The organism is Emticicia fontis, from assembly GCF_054779675.1.
On the sequence record NZ_BAAGXU010000066.1, the window covers coordinates 61,142 to 82,807 of the forward strand.

15 protein-coding genes and 1 pseudogene are annotated in these 21,666 nt (G+C 39.1%); 12 read left to right on the forward strand and 4 right to left on the reverse strand.

All coding sequences use genetic code 11. The features are described from left to right. Window positions 1-43: 43 nt before the first annotated feature. Both ACYVFA_RS25790 and ACYVFA_RS25795 read left to right on the forward strand, forming a co-directional pair. Complete coding sequence (locus ACYVFA_RS25790) at window positions 44-1,918, forward strand: beta-N-acetylhexosaminidase (RefSeq protein WP_460474747.1); 1,875 nt, start codon at window positions 44-46, stop codon at window positions 1,916-1,918. 79 nt (window positions 1,919-1,997) lie between these two features. After that, complete coding sequence (locus tag ACYVFA_RS25795; RefSeq protein ID WP_460474748.1) at window positions 1,998-3,947, forward strand: hypothetical protein; 1,950 nt, start codon at window positions 1,998-2,000, stop codon at window positions 3,945-3,947. Between the two features lie 24 nt (window positions 3,948-3,971). Here the strand turns inward: ACYVFA_RS25795 and ACYVFA_RS25800 are convergent, their stop codons facing one another. Both ACYVFA_RS25800 and ACYVFA_RS25805 read right to left on the reverse strand, forming a co-directional pair. Next, the gene (locus ACYVFA_RS25800) at window positions 3,972-5,189 is read right to left on the reverse strand and encodes a TolB family protein (protein WP_460474749.1); all 1,218 of its coding nucleotides are present in this window, start codon (window positions 5,187-5,189) and stop codon (window positions 3,972-3,974) included. Between the two features lie 161 nt (window positions 5,190-5,350). Beyond that, a complete protein-coding gene (locus ACYVFA_RS25805; protein ID WP_460474750.1) occupies window positions 5,351-6,538 on the reverse strand; it encodes a TolB family protein in 1,188 nt (395 codons plus the stop codon). A 148-nt stretch (window positions 6,539-6,686) separates the two neighbouring features. On the opposite strand from ACYVFA_RS25805, the gene ACYVFA_RS25810 reads away from it, so the two are divergent. The 8 genes and pseudogenes from ACYVFA_RS25810 to ACYVFA_RS25845 all read left to right on the forward strand — a co-directional run bounded on the left by ACYVFA_RS25810 (window position 6,687) and on the right by ACYVFA_RS25845 (window position 16,302). After that, window positions 6,687-8,045 carry a DEAD/DEAH box helicase gene (locus tag ACYVFA_RS25810; protein WP_460474751.1) on the forward strand — a complete coding sequence of 453 codons (1,359 nt, stop codon included), beginning with the start codon at window positions 6,687-6,689 and terminating at the stop codon, window positions 8,043-8,045. A gap of 89 nt (window positions 8,046-8,134) precedes the next feature. Further along, on the forward strand, window positions 8,135-9,172 hold the full coding sequence (locus ACYVFA_RS25815) for a 6-bladed beta-propeller (protein ID WP_460474752.1): 1,038 nt from the start codon (window positions 8,135-8,137) through the stop codon (window positions 9,170-9,172). A 141-nt stretch (window positions 9,173-9,313) separates the two neighbouring features. Further along, window positions 9,314-10,093: a phage tail protein gene (locus ACYVFA_RS25820; RefSeq protein ID WP_460474753.1), complete on the forward strand. Its 780-nt coding sequence runs from the start codon at window positions 9,314-9,316 to the stop codon at window positions 10,091-10,093. Between the two features lie 525 nt (window positions 10,094-10,618). Then, window positions 10,619-10,909: pseudogene (locus ACYVFA_RS25825) on the forward strand (phage tail protein); the annotation flags it as partial. 163 nt (window positions 10,910-11,072) lie between these two features. Further along, complete coding sequence (locus ACYVFA_RS25830) at window positions 11,073-11,846, forward strand: phage tail protein (protein ID WP_460474754.1); 774 nt, start codon at window positions 11,073-11,075, stop codon at window positions 11,844-11,846. A 9-nt stretch (window positions 11,847-11,855) separates the two neighbouring features. After that, entirely contained in the window at window positions 11,856-12,644 is a 789-nt protein-coding gene (locus tag ACYVFA_RS25835; protein WP_460474755.1) for a phage tail protein, read from the forward strand. 5 nt (window positions 12,645-12,649) lie between these two features. After that, window positions 12,650-14,335, forward strand: a complete 1,686-nt coding sequence (locus ACYVFA_RS25840; protein WP_460474756.1) for a S8 family serine peptidase — start codon at window positions 12,650-12,652, stop codon at window positions 14,333-14,335. 65 nt (window positions 14,336-14,400) lie between these two features. Further along, complete coding sequence (locus ACYVFA_RS25845; RefSeq protein ID WP_460474757.1) at window positions 14,401-16,302, forward strand: DEAD/DEAH box helicase; 1,902 nt, start codon at window positions 14,401-14,403, stop codon at window positions 16,300-16,302. An 86-nt stretch (window positions 16,303-16,388) separates the two neighbouring features. Here the strand turns inward: ACYVFA_RS25845 and ACYVFA_RS25850 are convergent, their stop codons facing one another. After that, window positions 16,389-17,327, reverse strand: a complete 939-nt coding sequence (locus ACYVFA_RS25850) for a LysR substrate-binding domain-containing protein (protein WP_460474758.1) — start codon at window positions 17,325-17,327, stop codon at window positions 16,389-16,391. 294 nt (window positions 17,328-17,621) lie between these two features. On the opposite strand from ACYVFA_RS25850, the gene ACYVFA_RS25855 reads away from it, so the two are divergent. Beyond that, the gene (locus ACYVFA_RS25855) at window positions 17,622-19,976 is read left to right on the forward strand and encodes an ABC transporter permease (protein ID WP_460474759.1); all 2,355 of its coding nucleotides are present in this window, start codon (window positions 17,622-17,624) and stop codon (window positions 19,974-19,976) included. Between the two features lie 104 nt (window positions 19,977-20,080). Further along, window positions 20,081-20,380 carry a hypothetical protein gene (locus ACYVFA_RS25860; protein ID WP_460474760.1) on the forward strand — a complete coding sequence of 100 codons (300 nt, stop codon included), beginning with the start codon at window positions 20,081-20,083 and terminating at the stop codon, window positions 20,378-20,380. 96 nt (window positions 20,381-20,476) lie between these two features. On the opposite strand, the gene ACYVFA_RS25865 is transcribed toward ACYVFA_RS25860, so the two are convergent. Continuing rightward, window positions 20,477-21,553 carry an AI-2E family transporter gene (locus tag ACYVFA_RS25865; RefSeq protein ID WP_460474761.1) on the reverse strand — a complete coding sequence of 359 codons (1,077 nt, stop codon included), beginning with the start codon at window positions 21,551-21,553 and terminating at the stop codon, window positions 20,477-20,479. Between the last annotated feature and the right edge of the window lie 113 nt (window positions 21,554-21,666).

The window sequence follows — 21,666 nt, forward strand, 5'->3', positions numbered from 1 at the left end:
TTTTGAGCTCTGTTTCGACTCAAAAAAACCTAAAAGTTACCTCATGAAAAAAACGCTCTTTTTGCTTCTATTAAGCATTCTTACACTTGATGTTTTTGCGCAAAATATTATTCCGAAACCCGTAGAAATCAAGAATACAGCAGGTGCTTATACTATCACAGCGGCTACAACTATTGGTGCCAATACTGACGAAAGTCAGAAAATAGCCGAAATGTTGGCTGCTAAATTGCAGCAAGCAGCCGGATATGCACCAAAAATTCAGAAAACCGGAGCTATTCAGTTTACAATTAATGCAACACCTAATACGACCATTGGCAATGAGGGATATACCTTGGATGCCAGCAATGCAGGGGTAAAAATTACGGCCAATACTTCGAAAGGTCTATTCTATGGGCTGCAATCGCTGTTGCAATTACTACCTAAAGAAATTGAAAGTAAATCAATAGCAAAAGGGGTGAAATGGACTGTGCCGGGTGTAAAGGTACTTGACTACCCTCGCTTTGGCTGGAGAGGGCTGATGCTGGATGTAAGCCGCCATTTCTTCTCTAAAGCAGATGTGAAACGCTATATTGATGATATGGTTCGGTATAAATTCAATACACTTCACTGGCATTTGTCTGACGATAATGGTTGGAGAGTAGAAATCAAATCTTTGCCTAAACTGACTGAAGTTGGTGCCTGGCGTGTAGCAAGAGATGGCCATTTTGGCGATAGAAAAGCCCCGGAAGATGGAGAGCCAACTCCTTACGGCGGTTTCTATACACAAGATGATATAAGAGAGATTATCAAATATGCCGACGAAAGAGGCGTGACTATCATACCTGAAATTGATGTACCGGGACATAGCATGGCAGCCATTGCAGCTTATCCAGAATTATCATGTACAAAAGACCCTAAAACGAAAGTAAACCCGGGTACTAACTTTGCTGAATGGTATGGTGGCGGCAAATTCAGAATGTTTATTGATAATACACTCAATCCATCTGATGAAAAAGTATATGAATTTTTAGATAAAGTGTTTACTGAATTAGCAGCACTTTTCCCGAATAAATATATCCATGTAGGTGGTGATGAGTGTTATAAAGGCTTCTGGGAAAAAGACCCGGGTTGCCAGGCATTGATGAAGAAAATGAATATGCATGAGGTAGAACAACTGCAAGGCTATTTCATGAAGCGTGTGGAAACCATTCTGAATGCCAAAGGCAAAAAACTATTGGGTTGGGATGAAATTCTGGAAGGCGGCATCTCTCCTACTGCTACCCTGATGAGTTGGAGAGGAGTAAAAGGTGGAATCGAGGCCGCAAAAATGGGACATGATGTAGTAATGACCCCAAGTACCTTTGCTTATTTAGACTATAATCAGGGAGAAAATACGATTGATCCTCCTATTTATGCGGGTTTACGTTTGAGCAAAACTTATAGTTTCGACCCTGTGCAGGAAGGTGTCGACCCTAAGTATATTTTAGGTGGACAAGGAAATTTATGGACAGAACAGATTCCAACGATTCGCTATGCCGAATATATGACCTATCCGAGAGCGTGGGCATTGTCGGATATTTTCTGGTCACCGAAAGAAAGTAAGGATTGGAACAATTTCGTGAAACGTATGGAAGCCCATTTTGAGAGAGCAGATGCAGCTGAAATGAGTTATTCGAAAGCGGTATATGATGCCATTGTGAAGGCCAGCAACAAAGACAATAAACTGATGGCAGAATTAGGTTCTGAATTGTCTGACGTAGATATCTACTATACGATGGACGATACCATGCCGGATAATTTCTCTACCAAATATACCCAGCCATTTGAAGTGCCTGATGCACAAATCACCTTGAGAGTGGCCACCTATCGCAATGGTAAACCTATCGGGCATTTGATTACCTTGAAAAGAGAAGACCTGAAAAAACGTGCAGGCAGGTAAAATTTTCGGGGATATATACTTAAAATAGAAGTCTTTTACTCTACTTTTGCAATCAGAGTAAAAGACTTTATTTTTTTCGATGGCTCCAGCAAAAACTACAAAGCAAAATCTCTTTCTTGTTTTTTTTAGTCTTATTTTCTTTTCATTAACCATTCCTGCCGGGTACGCAGGCTTTGATATTGATGCATCCTGGCACGAAGCATTGGTGATGGCTATCGAGAACAACTTTGTTTTTGGCAGAGATTTTATCTTTAATTATGGGCCATTGGGTTATCTCAATACAGGGCTTTTGCCTAAAACTGTTTCACATCTTTTATTGGTGGCAGTAGAGCTTTTCACGCTTTTCAATTACTTGATTATTATTCGGCTTGCCTTTGTTAAAGCAGGTACCAAATGGTGGGTAGTGGCTATTTCGGCATTACTTATTTTTATGCCATGGGGCTTTATTGCTGATACTTCATTTACACTTTTCTATTTCTTTCTGTTCTGGTTATTGCATGCCCAACAAACCCGCAATTCGGTTGGTTTATTGTTGGCTTTCATTCTTTCCGTTCTTATTTTTTACATAAAAGTAAATCTGAGTATTGTTGTCTATCTCATCTTTTACGCCTCTTTAGTTTACTTTTATATAGCTAAATATTTCACACTTCGTACAGTCATTATTCTTGCCATTTTACAGGTTTTATTGACTTATGCACTTTCTTTTACACTCAATGTAGATATTCCGGCATATCTGGGGGCAAGCATGAAAATCATTGATTCGTATCAGGATGGAATGGCTGTAATGCTTTTAAGTCAGGCAGAGTTTTTACCGCTTCTATTGTTTGAAGGTTTGATTTTACTAGTTGCAGGAGTATTCATTTTATTAACTTTTAAATGGAAGTCGCTTTATATATATATACTTGTTGCCCTTACATGGTTTCTGTGTTTTAAACAGGCACATACGGCTGTGGGGCACTATAATGTTTTCGGGTTCTTCTTGTTTATGTCGCCTTTGGCAGTGCTTCTTTATTTGTTTACAGAGGAGAAACAAAAAATGTGGGCAAGCAGAGCTTTCGTAACTATATTGGCTTTACAAATCTTCGCAACGCAGGTCATTCGTTTCTATATGGGAGAACATACTTTGAAAGGCTATGTACTCACATACCCTCCTACTCTATTAGCACAGGAAATGAAAGAGGACTTTAAACCGACTCAGATTACAGATATTATCGCGCAGAAAAACCCTGTCAACTATCTGAAAAGGTTGTTCACGTATGATTATGAAGATAACTTTAAAAATATCCCCGTTCAATTGCCGCAGGCACTACGAGATAAAATAGGCCAATCGACTGTTGATATTGTTCCGCATCAGGTTACTTATCTGTTTTTTAATCGAATGAATTATAATCCTCGTCCGATTATTCAGTCTTATCAGGCTAATAGTGATTGGCTAATGCAAAAGAATGGAGAAAAATATCTTTCTAAAACAGCGCCCCAATATGTGGTTTACCATGTAGAATCTTTCCGCGAGCAGAATCCTTTCTGGGTCGAAACTGATTTGACAAAGGCATTATTAAAGCATTATCAGCTGACAGACACCACGCTCATCGAAAAAGATACTTTCTTTGTTTTTCAACATCAGTCAATAGCTAAAACGCTGAAAACAGTGAATACGAAAGATATTACGTTTAAGCTTGATGAAGATATTAACTTACCTGATACGGATAATCCCGTTGTCTTTTCTGCGCAAATAGACTATAGCCTGAAAGGGAAACTGGCAAGATTATTCTTCCAACCACCTTATCTCCATTGTCTGGTTACGTATGAGGATGGGAAGCAGGAAAACTTCAGAGTAATTGATAAGATTTTAAAGGGTGGTGTCTTTATCAATCAGAAAGTGACTACTCAATCAGAAGCAGCCACATTCTTTTTGAATAAAGGCAGAGCACATCAGAAAGTCAAAAAAATACGTTTCTGGGCGAAATATGGTAAAGGGTTTGGAGAAAGCTTTAAAGGGCAGTTCCAGGAATTTACAATGCCTGACTAAGGGTGCCTGACCAAGGGTGCCTGACTAAGGCATTGTATATCTATACGTTTTCCAGCTTGTTTGCGTATCAGTTTTGTTGACACTCACGAAAAATTCTTTCTCTGATAACCATCCAAAACCATTTACGTCTGAGATTTGCCAGGTTTTTGCGCTTTTCAAATCATAAATCCATAAGTCAGCATTATTAGATACATTGCTAATAAACAATACATACTCCTGTGTTGGAGAGAAAGACAACGATTCAATTTCGTCAGGCCAATTAAATATTTTTTCCGGTGCCTTTTTAGGATCGCCTAAATCCCATTTCACTACTTCGCGCGCATCCAAGCTAGCATTAGCTATGTTCCTTGTCTGAATAATATTTTTTCCGTCAGCCGACCAATAAAAATCAAAAAATGTTTCAGGAAAGTACATATACGATTCATCCAGAATAGTATCATAGACAAACAATCCGGGTTTATTATAATCCGTATAGGCCATTCTGCGTCCATCAGGCGAAAAAGCACAATTCCATATTCTCGCTCCTGATGGCATATCCATTTCTGTAATTCCATATTTTCCAGTCGGGCGCCCGTCCTTATCTTTAAGTAAACCATAAGAGTCAAAACCGAGCGCTGTATTTTTGGTTGTTTCAAGGTACATTCCAAGGGTCAATCCATAAAAACCTTTTATCAGATAACTTTTGCTGGCAGAGTTTGTAAATATAACTGTATCAACTTTAGTCTTCCAGTTCCGCAGAATTACTTTGCCTGACTCAATATCAACATAAGATAAATATGGAAATAGCGCCGAACCACTCACACCAAAATTAAAAGGAAAATCCAATAGTGTTTCAACCGGTTGTAGTGAGCGCGTACTAAACATAATCGCAGGTGAGAAATCTGTCTTCGTACCGTTTTTCATCCCTTTCACTGCCAGATAGTAGGTTTTGTCGGCCTTTAGGTTTTCTAATTTTACAGTTCTTGTAGTAGTTGTGGTAGCTAGTTTCATGTTAGTATAACCTGACAACTCTTCTGAAATCCAAACCTCTGCCTGTTCAAATGTAGTCGGTTTAGGGTTCTTGGCAGCATCTAGTGCAAAAGCAGAAATATCCAGAGTAATTATGCCATTAATCTTTCTGGATGATACAGTCACTGATGAAATTCCATTATTGGGTTCCGGTGGTGCAGGCTCATTTTTTTTCTGACAGGCATTAATAAAAAACGTAACAAAACAAATAATAAATAAAGTTAGCCTTTGCATAGGATAGAGGTTATTAAATATAAATTAGGATTTAAATTTCGGAAAAAACGTTGGAAAAAACAGTAAATAAGATATTAAATAAAAATCCTGCAAAACGAGAGATTCATTCTGCAGGATTAAATACCTTTGAAGGTTTACTTGAGGTAAATCCCAAACCTATATCAAGGCATTGTATATTTATAGGTCTTGTAAGTAACTTCGTTGTCTGCTTTGTTGGTATTCACAAAAAACTCTTTGTCTGATACCCATCCGAAATTGCCGACATCTGAAATTTGCCAGAGTTTTCCGGTTTTTAGTTCAGAAATCCACAAGTCCATACTATTGGAAATATAACTACCAAATAACACATAGTCTTCTTTAGGCGAAAAAGTTACCCATCCAATCGACTCATTAGCCCAGTCAAATACCCGGGTTGGAGCCTTAGTTGGCAGTGTTATATCATATTTCTCCACTACCATCACATTTCCCATATAAGCTTTATTGGTTAGTGCCAGAATAGACTTATTGTCAGCAGACCAATCGAAGCTATAAAAACCTGCGCTCGAAAATAATTTATCTGTTTTAGTCGGAATATCATAGATATATAAACCCTGGCGGCTATAATCGGTATAAGCCAGTTTAGTGCCGTCTGGCGAAAAGGCATAATTCCAGATACGGGCATTGGCCGGAATTTCTATGGAAACAAATTTCTGAGTGGCTATATCATAATAATCAATGGCTCTTTCTTTGTTATTATTATTGCTGGTTTCTAAAAATAGCCGATCACCCTGTGCATTAAAGCCTTTCACCTGATACCATTTACTTTCGGTATTCTTAAACAATACTTTAGTAGATTTATCCTTCCAGTTTTCCAGAATCAACTCTTTCGTCAAATCATCGACATAAGCCAGATAAGGGCTATTACTCGAACCTTTCATATAGTAATTACGAGAAGTTTCAATAAGCGTTGAAGTAGGACTCAATGAGCTGGTAATAAACATAATAGACTTAGAAAAGTCGGTTTTCACGCCATTCTTAGTGCCTTTTACGGCTACAAAATAATATTTGTCAGGTTTCAGGTTTGTGAGTTTTACTGTAGTTTCTTTGGTTGTGTAGGCCAGTTTCATGTTTGAGTAACCGGAGGCTTCTTCCGAAATCCAGACTTCGGCCTCATCAAAAGTAGTGGGTTCAGGGCCAACAGGGCTTTTAAAGGTGTAGGCAGATAAAGTTAAGGTCACTTCGTTATTCACTTTTTTGGCTGATACTCCCATAGAAGTGATTGGTCCGTACGGAAACGGATCATCTTTTTTCCCACAAGAACTTGTCAACAGGGAAACGATAAATACGATTAATAATGAACTTTTTTGCATGTGGTATGGTCTTTATTAACTATGACACAAATCCAGCCAAAACGGTTGGGGGAAAATTGTAAATTAGGGTAAGTTTTATTATTTGACTAATTTTGTACCAAAATACAAAAGAGTGTAACCGATAATTTCGGCTCATTCAATAAGATATATGGAAAATTCTTTCGAAAAATTTGAGCTGAATCGCCAGCTATTAAATGCCGTGGCAGATAGCGGATATACAGAGCCTACGCCTATTCAGGACAAAGCCATTCCGCTAATCATGAAAGGGCAGGATGTATTAGGCATTGCTCAAACGGGTACAGGAAAAACAGCGGCTTATCTGCTGCCTATACTCATGAAAATCAAATATGCACAGGGCACTATGCCTCGTTGCATTATTTTTGCACCTACCCGCGAGCTGGTAATGCAGATTGACAAGGCTATTTCAGAACTGGCTAAATATACCGATTTGCGCCATACGGCTATCTATGGAGGGCTTGGGCCTAAGACACAGATTGAGACGATTCAGAAAGGCATTGATATTATTGTAGCTACGCCGGGCCGGTTTATGGATTTATACCTGCGCGAGGAGCTTAAGGTAAAAGACCTTAAAATCATGGTGCTCGACGAAGCCGATAAAATGATGGATATGGGTTTTATGCCACAGATACGCAAGATTCTGGAGGTGATTCCACGTAAAAGACAGAATCTATTATTTTCGGCTACTTTTCCTGAAAAAGTAGAAAGATTATCAGAAGAGTTTCTGGAATTCCCTACTCGTGTAGAGGTAACGCCACAAGCAACTACTGCTGAGACCGTGAAGCAGCGGATGTTTGAAGTACCTAACACACAGACAAAAATTAATCTGCTGAAACACTTATTCGATGAAGAAGGAGTACAAAAGGCCATCATTTTTACAAGGTCAAAAGAAGTAGCCGATTATGTGTATAATTCGATGGTGCAGCGGATTGTCCCTTTCAACAAAATACGGGTGATACATGCCAACAAAGGGCAAAATACACGTATCAACTCAATGGAAGCTTTTCGTGAAGGAGAGGTAAATGTATTGGTAGCTACTGATGTGGCAGCCAGAGGAATTGATATTCAGCACGTATCTCACGTGATTAATTTTGATGTGCCGTTGATTTATGAAGATTATGTACACCGAATCGGCCGAACTGGAAGAGCGAATCATGTCGGTGAAGCCATCACATTTCTGACAATTGCCGAAGAGTATCATATCAAGAAGATTGAAAAAATCATTCGTATGGAGATTCCTAGAGAGGAGATTCCGGCGGATTTAGAAACTGCTGATACGCCTTTTGAAGAACGCCAGAATTATCTTCGCGAGATTGATGACCAACGCAAAAAAGAAGACCCAACATTTAAGGGCGCATTTCACGAAAAGAAAAACAGGAAACCTGAGGTTAAAAAGAGTAAATCTCCGCCTGGTGGCAAGCCATCATCAACAAAGAAAACCTTTAAGCCGGATAAAGGCAGAGGCGCTACCAAATCTAAACGCAGATAAGTAATAGAATAAAAAGCATGGTTTCTTGGAAATCATGCTTTTTTATTATCTTTAACAGGAATTTTATCGAACATATTCAACCTCATACCATGAACCATTACCTGAACCGTCGTGATTTTGTTAAGCTTGGAGGCTTAGCTACAGCTGCGACATTACTGCCCGGAATCAGCTTCGGCAAAAACGATGAAATCATTATCGGCCATAATACCCATAAATACCGTGTCAAAACAGGATGGGGAGTATTAGATGCCACGAAAAACCCTGTGAACGACTGCCATGAGATGGTAGAAGACTCAAAGGGCAGACTGATTTTATTAACCAATGAGACCAAAAACAACGTATTGATTTACGATAAGTCGGGCAAATTGCTGGAAACCTGGGGTAATTCTTATCCGGGCGGACATGGGCTAACCATTGCCGGACAGGGAAGCGACCAGTTTCTATTGATTTGCGATACTGACCGCCATCAGGTAATTAAAACTGACCTGACCGGAAAAGTGGTTTTCAAAATAGATTACCCGAAAGAAACCGGGGTTTATGATTACCCAACGCAGTTTAAACCAACTGAGACGGCTGTTAACCCAGCCAATGGAGATATTTATGTAGTAGATGGCTATGGTCTGAACTATGTGATGCAATATGATGCCAAAGGCAAATTAATTAAACATTGGGGTGGAAAAGATATGTTTAAGTGTAACCACGGCGTTATTGTTGATACCCGCAACAAGCAAAAACCTACTTTATTGGTTACCTCACGCGTAGAAAATTGCTGGAAAAGATTTACTCTAGATGGCAATCATCTTTCTACGATTGCTTTACCTGGTACATTTATCTGCCGTCCGGTTATCAAGGGTGAAACACTTTTGGGGGCTGCCTATCGCTCTACTTCAGGTGATAATGCTAATTCAGGATACATTACGATACTTGATAAAAACGATCGTGTAGTTTCTACCCCGGGTGGTAGCGAGCCTATCTATACCGATGGCAAACTGGGTGAACAGAAAAAACAAGACCCGTTCAATGTATTTATGCACCCGCATGATGTGTATATGGATTCAGATGAAAATATCTATGTACCACAATGGGCATCTAAAAAGACTTATCCGATTAAACTGGAAAGAGTTTAACATATTGCCATATTAACTGAAACGGTGCAGAACGCCTCTGTACCGTTTTTTTATGCTCAACCATTAAGAAAGTTAAGCAGATATTTCTATGAATTTCGAACAAAATAATAGAAATTTGATTAACTATTAAATGCCCAGGCCATGAAATCATTTTTACCCTCAATTAGTTTTGGTTTAGTAGTTATTCTATGCGTTTTCACTAAAGTAAACGCGCAATCTACCACTATTACACCGGGTAATAGCCAACCCAACCTGACGGCCACTTCCACCAATAACGGAGTTATTGTTCCGAAAATCACTTTAACGGCCAGTCTGGATTCACCAAGCCCTGTTGCCAACCCAACAGAAGGACTTCTGGTCTACAATACAGGCAATAATCAGGCGAAAGGCTTTTATTATTGGAATGGTTCAGCATGGCAATATTTAGGAAGTGCGACCACGCTTACTGCTACAAGCCCGATTAGTGTTGTTGCCAACAATATCAGGCTGAACGCAGGTACCACCGTAGGACAATTATTAAGCTGGAATGGAAATAACTGGGTAAATACTAATCCAAAACCACCCGAATACATAGACAATACACAGCCTTATCTGGCACTTAATTTCTGTATTTCTTTATATGGCATATTTCCGTCAATGAATGGCTCACAGCCTTTTGTAGGAGAAATAGAAGTATTTGGTTTTAATTTCGCTCCTGCTGGTTGGGCACTCTGCAATGGCCAGTTACTATCAATTTCAGAAAACGAGGTACTTTATGTATTAATTGGTACTACCTATGGCGGCGATGGCGTGTCAAACTTTGCTGTTCCGGATTTGCGGGGTCGGGCACCTATTCATATGGGGCAAGGTGCTGGTTTGAGTAGCTTTGTACAAGGACAACAAGGCGGTGCAGAGGGCTTTAATATTGACAATAAATACTAAAATTATCTCATATACAATTCTCCGATTTTCATCAAATGATAATTTAAGGCTATGAAAAAAATTATATATGCTTCATTCTCTAGTGTAATGCTAATTTTGTGTCTGACATATCAGGCTTCTGCACAATCCACTACAATCACTCCAGGAAATAATCAGCCCAATGTAACGGCTAATTCTACCAATAACGGTGTTATTGTGCCGCAAATTACCTTAACTGCGAGCCTGGCTTCAGCAAGCCCTGTTACGAATCCGGCAGTTGGGCTTCTTATTTACAATACCGGCAACAATCAGGCGAAAGGCTTTTATTATTGGACGGGGACAGCCTGGCAATATCTGGCAACTACTATTCCATTTTCTGCCACTACGCCTATCAGTCTTTCATCTAATAATATACAATTGAATGCGGGCACAGGTGCAGGACAATTGCTTACCTGGAATGGGAATAACTGGGTAAATACAAATCCAAAGCAGAGTCAGTTTTTCGATAACCATCAACCTTACTTAACCCTTAATTATTGTATTGCCTTGCAAGGAGTATTTCCTTCAAGAAATGGTCTTGATCCTTTTGTTGCAGAAATAGCCTTGTTTGGCTTTAACTTTGCACCTAAAGGCTGGGCCATGTGCAATGGTCAGATTTTACCTATTAACCAGAATCAGGCTCTTTTTTCATTATTAGGTACAACCTACGGGGGAAATGGACAAACAACCTTTGGATTGCCTGATTTACGTGGCAGAGTAGCAATTGGTATGGGTCAGGGCCCAGGATTAAGCAACTATGATTTAGGACAGATCGGAGGAGTAGAAAGTCATAATATAGATAATAAATATTAAAGCATATTCACCCCAAAAGAAGCCATAAGCAGTTTCTTTTTTGATACCCTAAAATCATTGGATAAAAATTTCAGGGGTTTGTTGAGCCATTTTTAGGATTGTTTTTTAGAGTCAATATAAATTTGACTTATCTAAAAAACTGATCTCAATGAAAACAATTCTATTATCCATAAGTACTGGTCTACTCCTTTGCTTTTGCTCTATCATTACTGTAAATGCGCAGTCGACTCTCATTACACCTGGCAATAATCAACCTAATATTATTGCTACTTCCAACAGCAATGGTATACTTGTCCCACAAATCTCACTTAGCAGTTATTTAACGTCTGCCTCTCCTGTTGCCAATCCTGCCGCAGGTCTTTTGATTTATAATATTGGTGACAATCAGGATAAAGGTTTCTATTACTGGACAGGTACTTCCTGGCAATTGTTAGGAGGAGCCCTAACTGCTACAGACCCTATCAGCATTACTTCCAATACCATCAAGCTTAATTCGGGCACAGCGGCGGGGCAGTTATTAACCTGGGATGGTTATAACTGGGTGAATACTTATCCAAAGCCGGCTGCTGATTTAGATAACCACCAACCTTATCTAGCACTTAATTTCTCTATTGCTTTAGAGGGTATCTATCCTGCTCAGAATGGATACGAACCTTTTGTTGGAGAAATAGAAATTTATGGGTTTAATTTCGCTCCTCGAGGTTGGGCACTTTGTGATGGCCAATTATTAGCAACATCTACTAATGAAGTTCTTTATGTCTTGCTTGGCACTACTTATGGCGGTAACGGCATATCAACCTTTGCCCTGCCTGATTTGCGAGGCAGAGTGCCTGTACATAAAGGACAAGGCCCTGGTTTAAGTAATTATACTTTGGGACAATCAGGAGGAATAGAAAGCCATACTATTGACAATAAATATTAAAATCACGCCATGAAAAAGTTTATTTACAATAGCTGTTTTGGTTTATTCATATTCTTGTGTCTGAGTCAAATAGCAAAGGCACAATCAACAACCATTACTCCGGGCGATTATTACCAGCCAGAACCAAATATTACTGCAAGTTCTACAAACAGTGGTATTCTTGTACCCCAGATAACATTAACAGCCAGTTTGGTTGATCCCAACCCCGTTACAGAACCAGCCGAAGGGCTTTTAGTTTATAATATTGGTAATAATCAGGCGAAAGGTTTTTATTATTGGACAGGCGATAACTGGCAATATCTGGCACCTTTTACTACTCCGGCTGCAAGTGCTCCTATCAGTATTACTGCTAATACAATCAAGCTTAATTCGGGCACACAAGCCGGTCAATTATTGACATGGGATGGGAACAACTGGGTTAATACCAATCCTAAGCCGGATATCGTCTTAGATAATCTTCAACCCTATTTAGCATTAAATTTTTGTATTGCTTTGCAAGGTGTATTTCCTTCGAGAAATGGTCAGGATAATTATATCGGAGAAATCAATATATTTGGCTTTAATTATGCTCCTAAAGATTGGGCAGCATGTGACGGGCAGATATTATCTATCTATCAGAATACGGCTCTCTTTTCCTTACTTGGTACTTATTATGGTGGAAATGGCGTATCAACTTTCGCCTTGCCTGATTTGCGCGGAAAAGTACCAATGCATATGGGGCAAGGCCCGGGCTTAAGTTCCTATGTTTTAGGACAATCCGGAGGAACAGAAACAATAACTGTCAGCAATAAATATTAAAACCTTTGATAAAGTCATCAATACTAAAAGCCTTTCTGGTAGCACAGGCTTTTTTGGGAATTCAAACATCAGCATTTTCTCAAGCCGATAAAAATAACTGGGCTTGGGAACAGATAGGTATTCTGGCTGATTTTAAAGCAATGAATACCCGAAAAGAGATAGTCATTGCCATTGTAGACGATGCCTTTGACATTAATCATCCCTTCCTGAAACCTTATTTCTATAAAAATCCCAAAGAAATTCCCGGAAATGGGATTGATGATGATAAGAATGGAAAAACAGATGATGTAATCGGATGGGATTTCTCTGATAACGATGGAGATGTAAATCCTCCGGTTCAGAATGTACAACGGTTTTCGCATGGTACCAAAGTAGCCGGAATTCTTCTGCAGACATTACAAAAACTTTGCAACCAGACATCATCTTTCAAAATCATTCCTATTAAATCTTCATCAGACTCCCGCCAGAACAATTATATTATTGACGGCTATACAGGTATTGAATATGCGCTGGAACAAAAAGCAAATATTATTGTCACTTGTTGGAGTGGTGGTAGCTTCGATATAGAAAAAGAAAATATTCTTAAAAAAGCACAAAACCAAGGCACCCTTATCATTGGCTCGGCAGGTAATTTTTATGCAGATAAGCCATTGATGCCAGCAGCTTTCCCATGGGTGATTTCTGTGGCAGCCACCGACCGTGAAAAGCGAAAATATAAGGTATCGAATTATGGGAGTTTTGTAGATATTACAGCCCCATCTGATTCGATTGCTACTACGTTTCCGCTTCAACCGGGTTTTATTAATTATCTATCCGCAACTTCTGCTTCAACCCCTATTATTGGTGGAGTAGTTGCCGCTTTTATGGCTGCTTATCCAGACTTACACACACAAGATTTTGACCGGTTACTGAAAAATACTGCACAACCCATCGACCAGTATAATTCATTGTATCAGGGTAAATTAGGGGCAGGCTTAGTAAATGTAGCGAATCTTAAAAATTATATAGAAACCCAAGAATTATCCAAGCGGTTTACGCAAACAAAGGCATATCTCCCATTAGCTCAAAAAGGCACAAAAGAAGCATTAATTAAAGTAGCTCCTTTGGGTAAATATCCTAATTATAAGCTTTTACTATCTCAGCCTTTATTGACCAAAAATCCCATTAATGTTTCCCTTTTTCAGGGTTCACAAAAAAAGGATACCACTCTTACGGCTTCTGAATTATCTCAGCCTTATACGTTCAGGGCAGATTCTTTTCAGGTAAATTTTGCAACTAAGGCGTTTAAAGACAAAAATGCTTACCTATACTATGAAGCCCAGCCTATTGATTCGAGTGGCTTATATTGTACGGATAAAATTTTGGTAAAGGGTGAAGAAGGTTATATTGTAGATGGCAGCGGAACTGAAAATTATGCTAATAGATGTAATTGCAAATGGCTGATTGAGGTACCCAAAGGCAAGAAAATCAAAATTAATTTCGAAGAATTTGATACGGAAGCCAAAACCGACCAGGTTTATTTCTTCGCTGAAGATGGTACTGAGCAACCCATTTTAGCCATTTTCAGTGGCCCTGATATTCCACCGATTATTACCAGTTGGTACAATAGAGTTTTGGTCTGGTTTGTTAGTAACGAATCTAAAAGCGCGAAAGGCTGGAAACTCCACTATCAGGCTATCGACGATAAATAGCGTTTTTCAAAACCCGTATTGCTTCTTTATCCACAAAGCACATTTTTAATGTGTATCTTTGCGGCATGAATTACTTCAAAAAATTACTTGACTTACTCAAAATTGAGCGGGAAGAAGACCACAATCAATATAGAAAACTCACCGAACAAAGTTCTGTATCCGAACGCAGAGCCAATGGCTTAAGCTGGTATCCGATTGCTATCAGAGGCATGGAAATGAGTCGGGGTGATTACCTGACAGTTGAAGTGGAGCGCACTACGCATCAGGATATTTCGCACCAGTTAAGAACCGGAATGCCGGCAGTACTTTTCAGCAATCATGATGCGAAGAACGACCGTGTTGAAGGCACAATCTCCTTCCAGAATAATAATCGATTAAAAATTACGCTTCGTACGGATGAATTGCCCGAATGGAGTCGTGATGGGAAATTAGGAATAGATGTTCTTTTTGACGACAACAGCTATGATGAAATGCAGGAGGCATTAAAACAGGCATCTGCCATAGCTGAAAAGAACGAAGGGAAACTGGTAGATATATTAATCGGCGAAAAAGCTCCTACTTTTCATACTGAAAAACCACAATTCTTTGCCAGGAATCTGAATGAATCACAAACAGGCGCAGTTGAGAAAATCTTGCAGGCCAATGAACTGGCTATAGTACATGGCCCTCCGGGCACCGGTAAAACAACAACCTTAGTACAAGCCATCAAAGCTTTGGTTCATCAGGAACGGAAGCAGGTGTTAGTGGTAGCCCCAAGTAATACAGCCGTTGATTTATTGAGTGAGAAATTACATTTAGAGGGATTAAATGTGGTACGTGTAGGTAATCCGGCAAAGGTAACGGAGCGATTGATGTCATTGACTTTAGACAGTAAAATGACAGATCACCCATTAATGAAAGAAGCCAAAAGATTGAAAAAACAGGCGCAGGAGTATAAAAATATGGCGCATAAGTATAAGCGCAATTTTGGAAAGTCGGAGAGAGACCAACGCAAACTGCTCTTTGATGAAGCCCATAAGATTATGAAAGAAGTGGGTAATTCGGAGCAGTATATTATAGACGATATTGTTGCCAAAGCACAGGTAATAACCGCTACACTGGTAGGTTCGAATAATTATACCATCAGGAATCTGAAATTCCAGACGGTAATTATTGATGAGGCCGGACAAGCCCTGGAACCTGCCTGCTGGATACCTATTCTGAAAGCCCAGAAAGTAGTATTGGCAGGAGACCATTGTCAACTCCCCCCTACTATCAAGTCAAACGAGGCAGCCAAGCAAGGACTTGCCACTACCCTACTCGAAAAACTGGTAGCGCTTTATCCTGAGGCCGTGGTTTTATTAGAAGAACAATACCGTATGAACGAGCAGATTATGGGCTTTTCGTCTAAAGTCTTTTATGAAAACCGATTAAAAGCCAATGCAACGGTAGCCAATCATTTACTGTTTAATGAAGATACACCCATTGCCTTTATTGATACAGCAGGTTGTAGTTTTGATGAAAAACTGGAGGGCACCAGTACGACCAACCCGGAAGAAGCGGTATTCTTATTCAAACACCTCAATTTATTAGTAGAGCAGTTGAAAAAGCACTACAAGCCTGAGAACTTCCCGACTGTTGCTATTATTTCGCCTTATAAACAGCAAATTAATCTGCTTCAATCGCAGCTGGCACATTCTCCTGATTTGCCCGATTATCTGTCTAAGATTTCAGTGAACACCATTGATAGTTTTCAGGGACAGGAACGGGATATTGTGTATATCAGCATGACCCGAAGTAATAGCGAGGGTAACATCGGATTCCTTTCTGATATTCGCCGGATGAATGTTGCCATGACCCGCGCCAGAAAAAAACTGGTGATTATTGGCGATAGTGCAACCCTAGCCTCATTCCCATTCTATGCCGATTTTATTGCCTATGCAGAGCAACTGAACACTTACCAGAGTGCGTGGGAGTTTATGGAATAGGGAAAAATGAGTGAATGAGTGATTGAGCGATTTAGTGATTAGTAATTGAATAAAATGCTTAATCAATCACTCATTCACTAAATTCCCTATATCTCCACCACAAATTGTTCAGCAGGTTTTTCGGGGATAAATTGGCTTACGGTGTCTTTTATTTCCTGTTTTAATACTTCTAGCAGTTTGGTTTTGATAAAATGCCGATACGTAACCAAGCTGATTTCTCGTACAGGAACGGGCGACATAAATTCCCTTATCTGGCTTTTTCTTTTTTCATCAAAATTTATCATAGCGAGCTCTGGAATAACTGTGATACCCTTATTGATTTCAACTATTTTCAGTAGAGATTCTATGCTTCCGGCTTCGTATTCCAGATTGCCCAAATCGGTATTTTTCTTCCGCAATTCACATAAATTCATCATTTGTGAGCGCAGGCAATGGCCTTCTTCCAACAACCATAGGCGGTTTACATCAATATCTTCCGGCAGGATATATTTCTTATTTAAAGTCTCTTCATTACCCGATACAAAGGCAACCAGTTTCTCATAAAACAAAGGGTACTCTTTTATGCCTTCTGCTGCAATGGGCGTAGCCAGAATACCCACATCAATCAAATCGTTGCCTAATTGTTCAATAATCTGATTAGTATTCAGTTCGCTGATTCTGATTTTTACCTGCGGATATTTTTTGAGTAAATCGTATAGAAACAAGGGCAAAAGATAAGGTGCCAATGTGGGAATTATTCCTATGCGGAGCTGCCCTTGTACTTCATTTTTTACTGATTTAGCTACCTCTTTTAAGAGCCCTGTTTCTCTTAAAACCACTTGCGCCTGAGCAATGATTTTCTTACCAATATCTGTGGGTACAACTGGTTGTTTACTTCGGTCAAAGATAATTACCTCTAGTTCTTCTTCCAGTTTCTTTATCATCATGCTGAGTGTGGCTTGTGTAATAAAACAGGCATCAGCAGCTTTCAGAAAGTGGCGGTGTTTATCAACAGCCACTATATATTCTAATTGTTGTAAATTCAAGATTCATAGATATTATCTATACAAAGGTAAATAATATAAACCTGATTGAAGAAATGGTTTCATTCAAATTTACTTTTAATCCTGAAAATCATAGATGCAGTTTAGTTAATAGCGTTGATTTCAACTCACTGCTTACACTTAAAAACAGCTTGTCCATATTTGAACAGAGAATGTCCAAAAACGGACATCTCTTTATTTATCAAAATCATGCAATTTTCTCATAATCAACCACTTACACTTTTTGGCACAAGCTTTGTCAATAGAAAAGAAACGACCTATTTCTAATACAAAATTATGATAAGTAACTACTTGAAGATTGCCTGGCGGAATTTGTGGAAAAACAAAACATTCAGCCTTTTAAACATTATGGGATTAGCCCTGGGAATGGCTTGCAGCCTTTTGATTATGCTCTGGCTGCAAGATGAAACCCAGAAAGACAAATTCCATAAAAACGGAAAACAATTGTACAGAGTAATGGAAAACCAGTTTTATGCTGGTGAAACCGTTACGTATGCCTCAACACCGGGTATCTTATCTCAGCACATTACTAAAGATATTCCTGAAATTGAAATGGCTAGCCAGATGCTTTGGGAAGAATATCCTTTGTTTACCGTTGGTGATAAGTTTGAAAAAGAGAAAGGACGCTATGTAAATGGTGATTTCCTGAATATGTTCACTTTCGGACTGGAAAAAGGAGATGCCCGTACAGCGCTTAAACGCCCTGACGGTGTGGTAATTTCTAAAAAACTGGCCGATAAATATTTCCCGAATCAGGATCCACTTGGCAAAATCATCAGAGTAGATAACAAAGATGATGTGATGGTAACGGGAGTTCTGAAAGAAATCACAGAGCAATCGTCGCTTAAATTTGACTTCCTGATGAGTTATGATCGTTGGCAGAAAAGCAACGAATGGTCAAAAGAATGGGGCAATAACGGACCAAGATGCTATGTAATGCTCAATAGGAATGCCTCTTTAGACAAAGTAAATGCCAAAATAAAAGGGTATATCAAAACCAAAAATAAAGACAGCAACGTAGAGTTATTTTTACAACCATACGAAGACGTATACCTCTATTCGAACTACAAAGCCGGAATACAGGATGGTGGTAGAATTGAATATGTAAAAATGTTTGCGATTATTGCCATTTTTATTCTTGTCATTGCCTGCATCAATTTTATGAATCTGGCCACTGCCCGTTCTATCAAACGTGCCAAAGAAGTAGGGATAAGAAAAGTAGTAGGTGCCGTGCGTTATTCATTAGTTGCGCAGTTCTTAGGTGAGTCTTTAATTATCGCTTTCCTGAGCTTATTTTTTGCAATTTTCATCGTTTTTCTGATGCTACCGGCGTTCAACACACTTACAGAAAAACATTTAAGTCTTGATTTCACAGACCCCTTGTTCTTATTAATTTTATTAGGACTAACTGTTGTTACGGGCATAGTAGCAGGTTCTTATCCGGCCTTGTTTATGTCTTCTTTAAGACCTGTAGTAGTTTTAAAAGGTGCCCTGAAATTTAAGCCAAGTGCTACATTTTTCCGCAAAGGTCTGGTGGTTTTTCAGTTTGCACTTTCTATCATGCTTATTGTTGGGATGCTGGTAGTGTATCGTCAGATAGAATTTATTCAGAGCAAAAATCTGGGCTTCGACCGTGAGAATATGTTATATATGCCGTTGGAAGGAGATTTACCAAAAAACTTCCTATCCTTCAAGCAAGAGTTGAATAATATGCCTGGTATTAAGTCTGTAACCTGTTCACAGGCTGATCCACTACAGGTAGGAAGCTCGACACAAGGCGTAAACTGGCCAGGGAAAGACACAACCAAAATCATCTTATTCTCGCAAAACCCTGTTTCTTACGATTATCTGGCAACTATGGGCATCAAACTGAAAGACGGCAGAGACTTCTCTCCTGCCTATGGTACTGATACCACCAATTATATCATTAACGAAGAGGCAGCCAAGAAAATGGGCATGAAAGATCCGGTAGGTAAAGAAATGTTTATGTGGGGGCGAAAAGGAACGATTGTAGGTTTGGTAAAAAGTTTCCATATTAACTCTTTACACGAAAGTATTCCTCCATTGATTCTTAATATGCAGAGAGGAGACAACTGGGGACAGATAATTGTGCGTACCCAACCCGGACAAACCAAAGAAGCTGTTGCCAGCATGGAAAAAGCTTTCAAGAAGTTCAACCCTCGCTTCCCTTTCTCCTACAAATTTACAGATCAGGAATTTGCAGCACAGTATAAGGGTGAAAACGTAGTGAGTAAACTGGCTAATTATTTTGCTTTCTTAGCCATCTTTATCTCTTGCTTAGGTTTGTTTGGTTTAGCCATGTTTACAGCTGAGCAACGTACCAAAGAGATTGGCGTAAGAAAAGTATTAGGTGCCAGTGTGGTAAGTATCACAGCTATGTTATCAAAAGACTTCCTGAAACTGGTGTTGATTTCAGCGGTAATCGCATTCCCGTTGGCCTGGTATCTGATGAAAAACTGGTTACAGAAATACGCTTACCGTATCGAAATCCAGTGGTGGTTCTTTTTAGTAGCCGGAGTATTAGCCTGTTTGATAGCCTTACTAACAGTAAGCTATCAATCTATCAAAGCAGCATTAATGAATCCTATAAAATCTCTTAAAACGGAGTGATTGGAAAATGGAGCACGGAAAACGGAGAAAGTATTCTGACTTTAGCGAATTACTTTCTCCTTTCTCCGTTAACCATTCTCTATCATTTTTAAAACCAACGAAGCATGGCGCATATAGCTATCCCGATTCCCTCGCTTCCAGGAAAGCAGGAAATCGAAATCGAAGTAACTATTAATGGTTTAAAACAGCAGCTCCACTACCGTGTTGAGCTTTTCTATTGGGACGAATGCGAGTTCCCAACGGTTGACCGTGCAGAGTGTATCAGGAATATGTTGTCGAGGTATGATCAGGATTGGACGCTGTATTATATCGGCTCTCCTACCGAAGCGTTTGTACCTATTACTTTTGTTAAAAGAGCAGATTTGCCTTTGCAGAGGAAATTAACCAAAGGAGTAGAGCTATGATATAAACCTCTACGTTCTATTAACCTTAATTACAACTAAAACGTCATTACAGCTTCCTTTTATGGATTCTTAAAAGGAAGCTAGCTTTTATTTTCTTTATCCTCTTCGTTTCTTTACATCAATATGATCAGCATCTCCAATTAAAAAGCCATAAGGTCTTAATCCCTCGATCGAATCAAAAATTACTTTGATAATAGCCGTAATAGGCAGAGCCAATACCAAGCCTGAAAGTCCCCATAGATTACCAAAAATAATCAGGGCAATAATTGCCGCCATTGAATTGATACTTACTTTAGAGCCTACTACATAAGGAGTAATAAAATTGCCCTCTAAAAATTGTACACCAAAAAATACGGAGGCAGCTCCGAAAGCATACCATGCCGAATCTTTGGTAATAAGTGCAAATAAGATAGGTAATATTGAGCCTATGGCAATACCGATATAAGGAATGAGCACCAGAATAGCTGCAAAAAAACCAAAGAAAAACGCGTGTTCGATGCGTAAAATCAATAAGCCCAAGGTATTCAGAATACCGATAATACCGATAACTATAATCAGACCTACTACGTAATTGACTACCACATCTTTTACTTTTTTCAAAACCACATCAACCCGATGGTTGCTTACTGGCTTTAAAGCCTTGTAGAAAAAAACACGGATAAAATCGCGGTAAAGCAATAGCAAAAATACATATAATGGAATCAGGGTCAGATTGCCTAATAATCCTGTAGTAGTAGATAAGGTATTGGTGATTAAATCGCTGTTATTCTTTAAAAACTCGGTCAGATATTTTTGACCTTCAATACGCTGCTTGGTTCGGCTGATATGAAAATTATCCCGAATCATAAACTGAAAGTCTCTATACCATTTTTCTGCTTTTTCGCTCAATTGTGGCAATACTTCCTGTAAATCTATTATCTGCACATAAACGATATAGAAAAACAGAATCACAAACGCCAACGTCAATAAAATCGAAAACGTAATAGACAACCAACGAGGAAAGCCGTATTTTTCCAGGAACTGACAGACTGGTAAGAGCAGAAGAGCAATTATCCCCGAAAATGTCAGCGGAATAAGCAAATCTCTGAGAATATACATGCCATAAATAACTATCACCAGAGAAATAAGCACATAAGCAAGGCGTGTGTAAAAAGGTTGCTGACGGGGTTGCATAATAATAGGTTAGAAATAATTAGAGACTATTTATGAGTACCTGTTTTCAAACAATCCAAAATTAGCTAACTTGTTGTCTAAATTCAAACTTTTAGAAAACGATTTGAAGAATC